10 protein-coding genes are annotated in these 12,638 nt (G+C 67.9%); 6 read left to right on the top strand and 4 right to left on the bottom strand.

Features of this window, described 5'->3' with window-relative positions:
* Positions 1–350: 350 nt before the first annotated feature.
* On the bottom strand, positions 351–2,027 hold the full coding sequence (locus VV867_RS07635; RefSeq protein WP_328566027.1) for an MFS transporter: 1,677 nt from the start codon (positions 2,025–2,027) through the stop codon (positions 351–353).
* Positions 2,028–2,404: 377 nt separating this feature from the next.
* On the opposite strand from VV867_RS07635, the gene ccsA reads away from it, so the two are divergent.
* The 5 genes from ccsA to peaD all read left to right on the top strand — a co-directional run bounded on the left by ccsA (position 2,405) and on the right by peaD (position 9,348).
* The gene (gene ccsA, locus VV867_RS07630; RefSeq protein ID WP_328566026.1) at positions 2,405–4,585 is read left to right on the top strand and encodes a cytochrome c biogenesis protein CcsA; all 2,181 of its coding nucleotides are present in this window, start codon (positions 2,405–2,407) and stop codon (positions 4,583–4,585) included.
* A gap of 199 nt (positions 4,586–4,784) precedes the next feature.
* Positions 4,785–6,353, top strand: coding sequence for a quinohemoprotein amine dehydrogenase subunit alpha (peaA, locus tag VV867_RS07625; RefSeq protein WP_177412023.1), 1,569 nt, complete (start codon positions 4,785–4,787; stop codon positions 6,351–6,353).
* A gap of 88 nt (positions 6,354–6,441) precedes the next feature.
* Positions 6,442–7,872, top strand: coding sequence for a quinohemoprotein amine dehydrogenase maturation protein (peaB, locus tag VV867_RS07620; RefSeq protein ID WP_275630121.1), 1,431 nt, complete (start codon positions 6,442–6,444; stop codon positions 7,870–7,872).
* 1 nt (position 7,873) lies between these two features.
* Entirely contained in the window at positions 7,874–8,197 is a 324-nt protein-coding gene (gene qhpC / locus VV867_RS07615) for a quinohemoprotein amine dehydrogenase subunit gamma (RefSeq protein WP_009620363.1), read from the top strand.
* A gap of 29 nt (positions 8,198–8,226) precedes the next feature.
* Positions 8,227–9,348 (top strand): quinohemoprotein amine dehydrogenase subunit beta, encoded by a 1,122-nt coding sequence (gene peaD / locus VV867_RS07610; protein WP_109932495.1) that lies wholly within the window; start codon positions 8,227–8,229, stop codon positions 9,346–9,348.
* Positions 9,349–9,393: 45 nt separating this feature from the next.
* On the opposite strand, the gene VV867_RS07605 is transcribed toward peaD, so the two are convergent.
* Positions 9,394–9,555, bottom strand: coding sequence for a PSPA7_2676 family Cys-rich small protein (locus VV867_RS07605; protein WP_177412012.1), 162 nt, complete (start codon positions 9,553–9,555; stop codon positions 9,394–9,396).
* A 296-nt stretch (positions 9,556–9,851) separates the two neighbouring features.
* Here VV867_RS07605 and VV867_RS07600 point away from each other — a divergent pair, with 296 nt between their 5' ends.
* Positions 9,852–10,655, top strand: a complete 804-nt coding sequence (locus VV867_RS07600) for an SDR family NAD(P)-dependent oxidoreductase (RefSeq protein WP_328566025.1) — start codon at positions 9,852–9,854, stop codon at positions 10,653–10,655.
* Between the two features lie 237 nt (positions 10,656–10,892).
* Here the strand turns inward: VV867_RS07600 and VV867_RS07595 are convergent, their stop codons facing one another.
* A complete protein-coding gene (locus VV867_RS07595; RefSeq protein WP_328566024.1) occupies positions 10,893–11,459 on the bottom strand; it encodes a TetR/AcrR family transcriptional regulator in 567 nt (188 codons plus the stop codon).
* A gap of 72 nt (positions 11,460–11,531) precedes the next feature.
* The gene (locus VV867_RS07590; protein ID WP_109934004.1) at positions 11,532–12,449 is read right to left on the bottom strand and encodes a LysR substrate-binding domain-containing protein; all 918 of its coding nucleotides are present in this window, start codon (positions 12,447–12,449) and stop codon (positions 11,532–11,534) included.
* Positions 12,450–12,638: the final 189 nt, after the last annotated feature.

Below are 12,638 nucleotides of genomic sequence, written 5' to 3'. Positions count from 1 at the left end.
CGCGCACGGGCAACGCCGAACATCATGACGCGCGTATCGGCTTCCAGCACCACACCACCACAGCTGGTCTTGTCCCCGCAACGAATGAAGTATCCGATGGCCATTGAAGCACCTCTCTTGATGATGTGAGGCACTGATGTAGCAGCAGACTGGTGCTGAGCAATGTGCCTGGCCCGAGGCTCGATGGTCTTGGCATCACAAGTAAATAGGAGGAGTCCGGAAAGCCTTGGGTAAACATCAGCGAGGCGGATCACAATCGCTGGAATCGGCTGTCAGCATCGCTGGAACAGGTAGCAGCCCCGAACGAAACAGCCCGCACGGGGCGGGCTGTTTCGAGGCAGGGTTGCGGCTCAGGCGTGGTGGATTTCGCGGTCCTTGGTTTCCGGCAGGAAGAAGGTGCCGAGGATGGCCGTCATCACCGCGATGACGATGGGGTACCAGAGGCCGTAGTAGATGTCCCCGGTGGCGGCCACCATGGCGAAGGCCACGGTGGGCAGGAAGCCGCCGAACCAGCCGTTGCCGATGTGGTAGGGCAGCGACATGGAGGTGTAGCGGATGCGCGCCGGGAAGAGTTCCACCAGCCAGGCGGCGATGGGGCCGTAGACCATGGTCACGTAGATCACCAGCACGGTGAGCAGCAGCAGGACCGCCAGGTGGTTGGTCTTGGCCGGGTCGGCCTTCTCGGGGTAGCCCGCGTCCTTGAGGGCGGTGCCCATCTGCGCGGTGAAGGCCTCGGACTGCGCCTTGAAGTCCGCCGCCGCCAGGCCGCCGCCCTCGAAGCTGGCGATCACCTTGTCGCCGATGTGCACCTGGGCCACGGCGCCGCTCTCGGCCTTGACGTTCTGGTAGGGAATGGCCTTCTTCGCCAGCAGGCTCTTGGCCTGGTCGCAGGAGCTGGTGAATTTGGCCTTGCCCACCGGGTCGAACTGGAAGGCGCAGGCGGACGGGTCGGCGACCACGGTGACCGGGTTCTTCTCCTGCGCGGCGAACACGTCGGGGTTGCCGAACTCGGTCAGGCCCTTGAAGATCGGGAAGTAGGTCAGGGCGGCGAGGATGCAGCCGGCCATGACGATCTTCTTGCGCCCGATGCGGTCGGACAGGCTGCCGAAGAACACGAAGAAGGGCGTGCCCAGCAACAGCGAGCCGGCGATCAGCAGGTTGGCGGTCTGCGCGTCTATCTTCAGCGTCTGCAGCAGGAAGAACAGCGCGTAGAACTGCCCGGTGTACCAGACCACCGCCTGGCCGGCGGTGCCGCCGAGCAGCGACATGATCACCACCTTGAGGTTGTCCCAGCGGGCGAAGGACTCGGTCAGCGGCGCCTTGGACGCCTTGCCTTCCTCCTTCATGCGCTTGAACACCGGCGACTCGGAGAGTTGCAGGCGGATGTACACCGAGATGGCCAGCAGCACGATGGAGAGCAGGAAGGGGATGCGCCAGCCCCAGGCCTCGAAGGCCTCGTTGCCCAGGGAGGTGCGGCAGGCCATGATCACCAGCAGCGAGAGGAACAGGCCGAGGGTGGCGGTGGTCTGGATCCACGAGGTGAAGAAGCCGCGTTTGCCCTGGGGCGCGTGCTCGGCCACGTAGGTCGCCGCGCCGCCGTACTCGCCGCCCAGCGCCAGGCCCTGCAGCAGGCGCAGGCTGATCAGGATGACCGGCGCCGCCACGCCTATGCTGGCATAGCTGGGCAGCATGCCCACCACTGCGGTGGAGATGCCCATGATGACGATGGTGATGAGGAAGGTGTACTTGCGCCCCACCAGATCGCCCAGGCGGCCGAACACGATGGCGCCGAAGGGGCGCACCGCAAAGCCGGCGGCGAAGGCCAGCAGGGCGAAGATGAAGGCCGTCGTCTCGTTGACCCCGGCGAAGAAGTGCTTCGCGATGATCGCCGCGAGCGAGCCGTAGAGGTAGAAGTCGTACCACTCGAAGACGGTGCCCAGGGAGGAGGCGAAGATGACCTTGCGCTCCTCCCGGGTGATGCCGTTGTGGGGTGTGTTGCCCGCGGCCGGGCTGTAGGTCTGCGCCATGTTCTTCTCCGTCTTGTTCTTGTGATGGGCCGGAGTCCTTAACCACCGTTGCCGCACTCGGGCCATGGGGTTGATGCAGCGGAACACGGATAGTCGAAGCGAGACTGCAGACAGGCTTCAGGCTGGCCCGGCAAGGCGTGCGGGCCATCTAGAAGCATAAACGCCATCTTCCAGATATCCAGCCGCGGCGGATCGGCTAGAACCAAGGGTGCTGTCTCAGGCTGCAATGGCTGTCGCGAATTGCAACGCCGCGTGGCCCCTGGCCTTGCGCCAAGCGACTGTCATGCAAGGTCTTTTCGCTGCTGGCACACAATATGTAGAGGCCCGGAGGCGCATTCCCGCGAACACAGGCGGGAAGCATTCCAAGGAGGCCCGATTTGAAGAGGACGTTCACCCCATCGCCCGTGTTCCCCGGGCTTGGCGCCTTTGTCGCCACCTGCCTGCTGCTGTGGTTCCTGCCGTTGCTGGGCAATGCCTGGCTGTGGGCCAGCGCCGTGCTCATCGCCCTGGGCGCCGCGCGGCCCCGGTGGCGCGCCCTGGCCTGGCCGCTGGCCCTGGGGGCGCTGTGCGGCGCCTGCCTGGCGCTGGCCCTGCACCTGCTGGCCGACCATTTCCAGCTGCGCTACGCCTGGCTCTACAGCAGCGCCGCCTTGCCCGGCTACCTGAAGATGGCCAACCTCTGGGGCGGCGACGAGGGCACCGTGCTGCTGCTGGCCACCTTCTGCACGGCCATCGCCGCCGGCCAGGCGCGCCAGGCCGGCTGGGCCGGGCGTTGCGGGGCGCTGGTGGCCGCCTGGTACGCAGCCACCGCGGCCTGGCTCGGGCCCTTTTCCGCCACCCCGGCGGACTGGCTGGCGGCGCAGCCCAACCAGGGCATGAACGCCCACCTGCAGACCTTCTGGATGGCCTTCCACGCGCCCCTGGTGCTGGCCGCCTACGCCTGGGCCCTGGCGCCGGCCGGGGCGGCGCTGGATGCCCTGGGCGGTGGCGGCGAGGCCTATGGCGCGGTGGCCCTGCGCTACGGCCGGCGCGCCTGGCTGGTGCTCAGCGCCGGCATAGGCGCGGGCATGGCCTGGGCCATGGAGGACTTCACCTTCGGCCAGCTATGGCACTGGGACCCGGTGCAGACCTCGGCCTTCGTGGTCTGGGCGCTGCTCGGCGCGGTGCTGCACGGCGCGCGGCGCTGGCGCCCGGACGGGGCCAACCGGCGCCTGCTGCCATGGCTCAGCCTGCTGGCTGCGGCCATGGCCTGCGGCGCCATGGCGGTGACGCGCAGCACGGTGCTGGCCAGCTCGCACCGCTACATAGGCACCACCTCCTGGCTGGCCCACCTGGGCCTGGCCGCGGCACTGCTGGCGCTGGCCGGCTGGGCGACGCTGCGGGCGCGCCGCGGGGCAGGGCGCAAGGCCCGCTCGGACTGGACCCTGGACGTGGCCATCTACCTGTTCGCCGGCAGCGCGCTGCTGGCCCTGGGCGCGCTGCTGCAGGCGCACCTCTACGAATGGCTGGGGCTGGAGCGCCCGGGCGACCTCAAGCCGTTCTTCGAGACGCTCACCGCCTGGGCCACCACCGACGAGATGAACGGCCTGCGCCGCGCCTTCGACCAGTGGGACGTGGACGGCTACGGCCTGGTGCGCTGGCTGCTGCCGCTGCTGGGCCTGCTCGGGCTGATCGGCGGCTACAGCTTCCTGCGCCGCAGCGGCTGGCCCAGGTTGGCGCTGGCGGCGAGCCTGGCGATGGCCGTGGCCATGCTGCTGGTGGGCTGGCATGGCGGCTGGCTGAGCGCCGGCTACAGCGGCCAGGGCATGCTTTCGCAGAACGTCGTGGTGGTGCTGCCCTGGCTGGACGCGGCGTTGCTGGGCGGGGCCTTCCTGCTGGCGTCCTGCGCCTTCTGGTGCGTGCTCGCCCTGTGGCGCAGCCGGCGCCTGGGCAACCTGCGCTACAGCGGCGGCGTGGCGCTGATCCATGGCGGCGCGGTGGTCGCCCTAGTCGGCGGGCTGGCCGCCACGGCGCTGAACACCTACCTGCAGGTGACCATCCCGCCGGGGGCCTCCTTCGAGCAATGGCAGGCGCTGGCCAACGGCATGCAGCTGCGGGTGCTGCCCGACAGCACCCGGGCGGATCGCGCCGGCTACCACTCGGTGGCGCGGGTGGAGCTGCGCGACGGCGGCCGCCAGTTGGAGGGCCATGCGCTGTTCCAGGACAGCCGCGGCAACCCGCCGGCCTACCAGGGCCCGGTGCGGCAACTGTGCGAGATCCTCGACTACCACTACGCGCGCTTCGCCTCGGACCGCGGCTACGTGCTGCACCCCTTCATCATCCGCGGCTGGCTGGGCGACCTGCAGGTGTGGGTGCCGGCCTCGCCGCGGCTGATGGGGCAGAAGGGCGAGGCCATCGAGAGCCTGGTGGTGATCCGCCGCTACCCGCTGCTGTCGTTCGTCTGGACCGGGCTGGCCTGCATGCTGCTCGGCGCCTTGCTGCTGCCCGGCGCGGGCACATCGCGCAAGCGCGTCCATACTGCATCCCAGGCGCGTCCCGAGGGCTTGTCTCAGAGTTAGACAGCAATCGCGAAATTAGACGTGCCAACTTGTCGCAGGGTGGCCCGCAAATCCGTCGAAGGCCTGATTCGGCGGGGCTTGCGCAGTAGTGGCACACAACCTGCTAAACAGCTGGAGAGCTAGACGGAACCAGCTGTTCGCCCAGCGGTGGGCACAGAACAATTTCAACAAGAAACACCGAGGAGGCCTGATCTTGAAGATGACACGACTTCGGCACTACCTGGGCGCCGGAACCCTGGCCGCAATGGCCATGGCCCTGCAGCAGCCGGCCCACGCCGCCGATGGCCAGACCATCATCAACGCCAAGTGCATGGCGTGCCACACCCCAGAGGGCAACAATTCCCTGAGCCGCATCAGCCACCAGCGCAAGACGCCGGAGGGCTGGCTGATGAGCATCGCGCGGATGCAGGTGATGTACGGCCTGAAGATCAGCGACGAGGATCGCCGCGCGGTGGTCAAGTTCCTCGCCGACAAGCAGGGCCTGGCGCCCAGCGAGACCGATGGCGTGCGCTACGCCCTGGAGCGCCGGCTGAACACCGTCGAGCACTTCGATAGCAACTTCGAGCAGATGTGCGCCCGCTGCCACTCGGCCGCGCGCATCGCCCTGCAGCGCCGCCCGGCGGCGGAGTGGGAGAAGCTGGTGAACTTCCACCTGGGCCGCTGGCCGTCGCTGGAATACCAGGCGCTGTCCCGCGACCGCGACTGGTTCGACCTGGCGAAGAAGGAGATGGTCCCGGAACTGGCCAAGCGCTTCCCGCTGGACAGCAAGGCCTGGAGCGACTGGCAGAAGAACCGGCCGAAGGCCGAGTCCCTGGCCGGGGAATGGAGCTTCGCCGGGCACATGCCGGGCAAGGGCGACGTGGCCGGCACCATGAATGTCAGCGGCGGCGCCGACGACCAGTTCAAGCTCAGCGTCAAGGGCCAGTACGCCGACGGCACCCCGTTCAACGGCGAGGGCAGCGCGGTGCTGTACAACGGCTTCGAATGGCGCGGCAACGTCACCGTGGGCGACGTGACCATGCGCCAGGTGTTCGCCGCGCTGAAGGGCCAGATGCAGGGCCGCATGTTCGACAAGGCCCATGACGAACTCGGCCTGGACTTCGTCGCCGCGCAGAACGGCACCAGCCACGTGCTGGGCGTGCAGCCGGCGTACCTGAAGGCCGGCAGCGAGACCGAGGTCAGCGTCATCGGCAGCGGGCTGAAGGGCAAGCCGTCGTTCGGCAAGGGCGTGGAGGTGGTCTCCGTGGTGTCCGAAACCCCCGAACGCGTGACCGTGAAGGTCAAGGCCGACGCCGCGGCCGCGGCCGGCGAGCGCGAGGTCAGCGTCGGCACTGCCAAGGGCGGCAGCCTGGCGGTCTACAAGGACATCGCCGAGGTCAAGGTGGTGCCGGAGTTCTCCGTCTCGCGCATCGGAGGCAACGGCGGCTCCACGCCCAAGGTGCAGGGCAGCTTCGACGCCGAGGCCTGGGGCAAGGGCGCCGACGGCAAGCCGTTCCGCATCGGCGTGTTCCCGGCCACGTGGTCGGTGGAGCCCTTCGACGACCGTGCGAAAGAGGACCAGGACGTCAAGTTCGCCGGTGTGATGGACGCCGCCAGCGGCGTGTTCACCCCGGGCGACGCCGGCCCCAACCCCGAGCGCAAGATGATGACCAACAACGCCGGCAACCTGAAGGTGATCGCCGCCGTGGACGACGCCGGCAAGACGCACCAGGGCGAAGGCCACATGATCGTCACCGTGCAGCGCTGGAACAACCCGCCGATCCCGTGATCCACCGCGTCACACGGGTTCGGATGAACTGAACGCATGAACCCCCGCCCGCGGGCGGGGCGTACCAAGCAAGTTCCGGGAGGTCGCCATGGGCGCCATCTTGAATCTGGTCGAGCGCAACCTGCACGAAGTGCGGGTGGACGCCGACCGCCTGTTGTTCCACATCCCCAGCTCCTCGCTGTTCGCCAGCGACGAGCTGACCGGCGGGATCATCGATGCCCTGCGCGGGCACGCCTGCTCGCCGGACGAGCTGACGCAGCGCCTGGCCGGGCGCTTCGAGGCCAACGAGATCGACGAGACCCTGCGCGAGCTGATCGCGCTGGAGCTGGTCAGCGACGGCTCGCCGCTCACCCCTGAAATCGGCATCAAGAAAGTCGACCGCACCGCGCTCAACACCGTGGTGCTGAACGTCAACACCGGCTGCAATCTCAGCTGCACCTACTGCTACAAGGAAGACCTGGACAAGCCCTCCGCCGGCAAGAAGATGGGCGCGGAAACCGCCGAGGCCTCGGTGGAGATGCTGCTCAGGGAATCGCCCGACGAGAAGCGCTACACCGTGGTGTTCTTCGGTGGTGAGCCGCTGTCCAACCGGCCGCTGATCGAGCACATGGTGGCCTACTGCGAGCGCCGCTTCGGCGAGCTGGGCAAGGTGGTGGACTTCGTCATGACCACCAACGCCACGCTGCTCACCGAAGAGATCGTCGACTGGCTCAACGCCCACCGCTTCGGCCTGTCCGTCAGCATCGACGGGCCCAAGACCGTGCACGACCGCAACCGCATCACCGTGGGCGGGCAGGGCACCTACGACGTGGTGCGGCGCAAGGCCGACATGCTGCTGTCGCGCTACAACAGCCGCCCGGTGGGCGCGCGGGTGACCCTGACCACCGGCGTCACCGACGTCGAGACCATCTGGGACCACCTGTTCAACGAACTGGGCTTCGCCGAGGTCGGCTTCGCCCCGGTGACCTCGGGCGACATCAGCAGCTTCAACCTGACCGGCGAGGAGCTCAAGCAGGTCTTCGCCAACATGAAGGCCCTGGGCCGCCGCTACCTGGCGGAGGCGCTGGAGGGGCGCAACATCGGCTTCTCCAACCTGCACCAGCTGATCACCGACATCCACGAGGGCCAGAAGAAGGCCCTGCCGTGCGGCGCCGGGCTGAAGATGCTGGCGGTGGACCACAAGGGCGAGCTGAACCTGTGCCACCGCTTCACCGGCTCCTCGCTGCCGACCTTCGGCAACGTGCACGCCGGGGTCAAGCAGGCCGAGCTGAACGACTTCCTCTCGCAACGCCTGGACCGCACCGACACCGGCTGCGCCAGCTGCCGCATCCGCAACCTGTGTTCCGGCGGCTGCTACCACGAGAGCTACGCGCGCTACGGCGACCCGGCGCACCCCACCTACCACTACTGCGAACTGATGAGGGACTGGGTGGACTTCGGCATCGAGGTCTACAGCCGGATCATGGCCTCGAACCCCAGCTTCATCGACCGCCACATCACTCCGCGGAAGGCGCACTGACATGAAACATCTCAAAGCGATCAACAACAAGGCACAGCAGCTGGAGCAGGCTGCCGCCGAGGACCGCATCGAGGACGTGGTGGCGATGAACTCGGTCGCCGGCTGCGCCTCCACCACCGACCCGGGCTGGGAGATCGACGTGTTCGGCGGCGTCTCCTCGCTGTGCCAGCCGATGGAGGCCGACCTCTACGGCTGCTCCGACCCCTGCTGGTGGCCGGCCCAGGTGCCGGACATGATGAGCACCTACCCCGACTGGAACAAGGACGCCCAGGCCTCCGCGGAGAACTGGCGCAACCTCGGCACCGTATTCCCGGACGACAAATGAGCGGACAGAAGAACAAGAGGAAGCACTGCATGTCCAGAAAAGCATTCGCCGCCGTCCTCGGTGGCCTCTCGCTGGCCTGCGCGCTGCACGCCGCAGCCGCCGCCAACGAGGACAAGGCCCTGGAAAGTGGCCACGAGTACCTGGTGTCCACCAACTACCCGAACAACCTGCACGTCATCGACATGCAGACCGACAAGCTCTACAAGACCTGTACCGTTCCCGGCGCCTACGGCCCGGGCATGATCCAGCTGTCGCCGGACCGCAAGATCGCCTACGTGCTGAGCAACCACTACGCGGACATCTACGGCCTGCAGCTGGACGACTGCAAGCCGGTGTTCCATGCCACCATCGCGCAGAAGGCGGGCGAGAACGCGCGCTCGATGTTCTCCATGACCGTCAGCCACGACGGCAAGGAGGTCTACGCCATCGCCAACCCGACGCTGATCCTCGCCGAGCACTACGAGGTGCAGCAGCCGCGCCTGCAGGTCTACGCCGCCGATGGCGGCATGGACGCCAAGCCGATCCGCACCTTCCCCGCGCCGCGCCAACTGACCATCATGCAGACCGGCGACGACGGCACCCTGTACGTGGCCGGCCCGGACATCTACAAGGTGGACGTGAAGACCGGCAAGTTCGACGTGCTGATCCCCAGCCGCAACTGGAAGCGCCCGAACTACGCGGCGCCGGACGTGCTCTACGTGTGGAACCAGCAGACCTACCCGCGTGACTTCTCGCTGCTGTACACCACCGCGAAGTTCAAGGACGCCAAGCAGGACCCGGCCACCGCCGACTACCTGTACGGCTTCTTCAACATCGACCTGGCCACCGGCAAGACCGAGACCGTCGACTTCGGCCCGGTCACCGAGGTGTACTTCAGCGGCATCCGCTCGCCGAAAGACCGCAACGTGATGTACGGCGTGCTCAACCGCCTGGTCAAGTACGACATCAAGGCGCAGAAGCTGGAGAAGGCGGCCAACCTCGACCACTCCTACTATTGCCTGACCGCCAACAAGGCCGGCACCAAGCTGTACCTGACCGGCACCCTGAACGACGTGGCGATCTTCGACGCCGACAGCCTGGAGCGCATCGGCGACCTGAAGCTGCCCGGCGGCGACATGGCAATCACCACCAGCCAGGCCTTCATCCGCTGAAAACGCCGGGCGCCGCCTGCTGGCGGCGCCCGGTCGGGCTTTTTTTCAGGCGCCGGGGTCGACGACCTCCGGCTCCGCTTCCTCCGTGCTCAGGTAGCGTTGTGCGCCGCAATGGCTGCAGCGCTGGTGGAGCATCAGCACCTCGCCCACGCGGGTGGGCACGCCCTCGCTCCAGCGGCAGCCCAGGAAAAAGCAGCGTAATCGCATGAGACCTCCCGTCGGGAGCGGCTCCCGACCGCAGAACAGGCAGAGTGGGTTCGAATCGCCCCGGCTTGTTCTTGTCTGGCGACGGTCGCGGCCAGCATCCGCCCGGCACTCTAGAATGGGCAATCTAATCGCCGCAGGGCCCGTGGGGCGGGGCCTGTCGCTCCAACTGCCGTCGTCTTTTCGGGCGATTGACCCGCCGGGGCATATCCCTAGCATCCGGGGGTGACGGCGGCTGCGCGCCCGGTGCGCGCGCCAGGTTTCGAACGATGGGGGCCGCGAGGGCCTGGAGTGACGAGATGAGCAAGAACAGTAAAGGTTGCGCACTGGTGACCGGCGCTTCCGCCGGCATAGGCGCGGCCTACGCCCAGCGCCTGGCAGAGCGGGGCCACGACCTGCTGCTGGTGGCCCGCGACCGGGCACGGCTGACGGCCCTGGCCGCCTGCCTGCAGGCCGAGTACGGGGTGGATGTCGACATACTGCCGGCGGACCTGACCGAACCGAAGGAGCGCGCCCGGGTGGAAGCGCGCCTGGCCGGGGACGCCGGCATCGACATGCTGGTGAACAACGCCGGGATGGCGGTCAAGGGCAGCATGGTGGAGGCGGGGCTGGACCAGCTGGAGCAGATGATCACCCTCAACGTGCTGGCCTCGGCACGCCTGGCCGGCTGTGCGGCCAAGGCCTTCGCCGCGCAGGGGCGGGGCACCATCGTCAACCTCACCTCGATCCTGGCCCTGGCGCCGGAGCAGTTCAACGGCGTGTACAGCGGCACCAAGGCCTTCCTGCTCAACCTGAGCATCTCGCTGCAGCAGGAACTGGCGCCCCTGGGCGTGCGCGTGCAGGCGGTGCTGCCGGGCGCCACCCGCACGGAAATCTGGGACCGCTCGGGCACCGACGTCCCGGAAGACATCCTCATGGAAGTCGGCCACATGGTCGACGCTGCCCTGGCCGGGCTGGACCTGGGCGAGCTCATCACCATCCCGGCGCTGCCCGACATGCGGGACTTCGAGGCCTACACCCGCGCGCGGCAGAACCTGGCGCCCTTCCTCTCCGGCCGCCTGCCGGCGGAGCGCTACGGCGTGCAGGTGGAATCGACCCCGTAGGGCGCATAACGCCTACGGCGTTATCCGCCAAATCGCGGACGGAGTCCGCTCCTACGGCTCCAGGAAGCACGGACGTAGGACTCCGTCCGCGATTGGATTCACCAGTCGCGCCGGACACCCCGGTGGCGCGACCAACGGCGGATAACCGCGAACGGTTATTCGCCCTACGTCGCCCCACCCACGCTATTCCCCTGTAGGAGCGCGCCCTGCGCGCGAAATCGCGGGCAGGGCCCGCTCCTACAGTTCGCCCGCGATATCGCGCTTGAGGTAGCGCCGGGTGCTTTCCAGGATGCGTTCGGACAATGCCGGGTCGGCCACGCTGCGCGACAGCAGCAGGGCGCCGACCAGGGTGGCCAGGGTCGCCACCGCCTGGTCCGCCGGATGTTCCGCGGGCAGGACCTTCTCCAGCCGCTCCAGGCGCTGGGTCAGGGCCCGGTCGGTGGTCGGGCTGGGGCGGCCGCGGGCGCCCAGTTCGGCGCTCAGGGTGGGGAAGGGGCAGCCGCGCTCGGGGTGGTCGCGATGCTGCTCGGAGAGGTAGTCGTCGATGAAGTTCGCCAGCGCGTTCGGCTCGAGGAAGGTCTCGCCGGCCACCTCGGCGAGCTGGTCGGAGGCCGCCTGCAGGGCGATCTCCACCAACTCTTCCTTGGACTTGAAGTGCGCGTAGAAACCACCGTGGGTCAGCCCCAGGGCCTTCATCAGGGTCTGCAGGCCGGTGGCTTCGACGCCTTCGCTGCGGAAACGCCGTGAGGCCTCGTCGATGATGCGCTGGCGTGTCTGGGCCTTGTGGTCGTCGGGGTAGCGCATGGGGCTGGTCCTGGATCGAATGACATGTTGCCCGTCATTCTAACCCCGAAACCGGAACTGCGCCGAACGGCCTCAGACCAGGCTGTCGGGATCGCCGACGAACATACTGATGCGCGAGCGCAGCCAGCGCTCGGCCGGGTCGTTGTCCTGGGCGCCGCGCCAGACCATGGACAATTCCGCCGGGCGCGGGGTGAAGGGCGGTTCCTCGGCGCGCAGGCCGCCGGCGGCGGTCAGCGCCAGGGCCGCGTAGTCCGGCACCGTGGCGATCAGGTCAGTGCCGGCGAGCAGGGCGCCCAGGCCGTTGAACTGCGGCACCGCCAGCACCACCTGGCGCTTGCGCTCCACCGCGGCCAGCTGCTCGTCGACGAAGCCTTCCAGGTCGCCGGCGTAGGACACCATGGCATGGGGTCGGGTGCAGTAGTCGTCCAGGCTCAGCTGGCCGGGCACCGAATCGGCGCGCAGCACCTTCCACTTGCTGCGGCGCAGTGTCTTGCGCTTGGCGTTGGCCGGCAGCTCGTCGGTGTAGCTGACGCCCACGGAAATCTCGCCGGAGGCCAGCAGTTGCGGCATCAACAGGTAGTTGGCGCGGCGCACCACCAGGACGATGCCCGGCGCCTCGGAGCGCAGGCGGCGCAGCAGCGCCGGCAGCAGGCCGAACTCCACGTCGTCGGACAGGCCGATGCGGAACACCGACTTGCTGGTGGCCGGGTCGAAGTCGGCGGCACGGCTCAGGGCGGTGGAAATGGAGTCCAGCGCCGGCGACAGGTGGCCGAAGATCTCCTGGGCCCGGGCGGTGGGCTCCATGCTGCGGCCGGTGCGGACGAACAGCGGGTCGTCGAACAGGTTGCGCAGGCGCGCCAGGGCCGCGCTGATCGCCGGCTGGCCGAGGAACAGCTTCTCGGCGGCGCGGGTCACGCTGCGTTCGTGCATCAGCGTTTCGAAGACGATCAACAGGTTGAGGTCAACCTTGCGGAGGTCGTTGCGGTTCATGGGCTCTCCCTGACGATGGGGGAAAAGTGAAGCGCGGCGCGTCTGGCGTCAAGGTCTGACAGATAAGTCCTTGATCATTTTCCGCATTCTTCCTTAGCAAGACGTTCAACAGCCGTTATGCTTCCCTCCTGCAAGGCCGCATTTTTCGAGCGCCGTCTGGTGTTCCGGCCTACGCGACTGATATGCCTG

Origin of the sequence: Pseudomonas sp. JH-2, from assembly GCF_036231725.1 — a bacterium.
GTDB lineage: Bacteria > Pseudomonadota > Gammaproteobacteria > Pseudomonadales > Pseudomonadaceae > Pseudomonas > Pseudomonas delhiensis.
This window is presented reverse-complemented; position numbering and strand designations above follow the sequence as displayed.

Excerpts from the sequence above, each read along its gene's own strand:
- qhpC (WP_009620363.1), top strand. The coding sequence starts at position 7,874 with ATGAAACATCTCAAAGCGATCAACAACAAGGCACAGCAGCTGGAGCAG.
- peaD (WP_109932495.1), top strand. The coding sequence starts at position 8,227 with ATGTCCAGAAAAGCATTCGCCGCCGTCCTCGGTGGCCTCTCGCTGGCC.
- VV867_RS07635 (WP_328566027.1), bottom strand. The coding sequence starts at position 2,027 with ATGGCGCAGACCTACAGCCCGGCCGCGGGCAACACACCCCACAACGGC.
- peaB (WP_275630121.1), top strand. The coding sequence starts at position 6,442 with ATGGGCGCCATCTTGAATCTGGTCGAGCGCAACCTGCACGAAGTGCGG.
- VV867_RS07595 (WP_328566024.1), bottom strand. The coding sequence starts at position 11,459 with ATGCGCTACCCCGACGACCACAAGGCCCAGACACGCCAGCGCATCATC.
- peaA (WP_177412023.1), top strand. The coding sequence starts at position 4,785 with ATGACACGACTTCGGCACTACCTGGGCGCCGGAACCCTGGCCGCAATG.
- VV867_RS07600 (WP_328566025.1), top strand. The coding sequence starts at position 9,852 with ATGAGCAAGAACAGTAAAGGTTGCGCACTGGTGACCGGCGCTTCCGCC.
- VV867_RS07605 (WP_177412012.1), bottom strand. The coding sequence starts at position 9,555 with ATGCGATTACGCTGCTTTTTCCTGGGCTGCCGCTGGAGCGAGGGCGTG.
- VV867_RS07590 (WP_109934004.1), bottom strand. The coding sequence starts at position 12,449 with ATGAACCGCAACGACCTCCGCAAGGTTGACCTCAACCTGTTGATCGTC.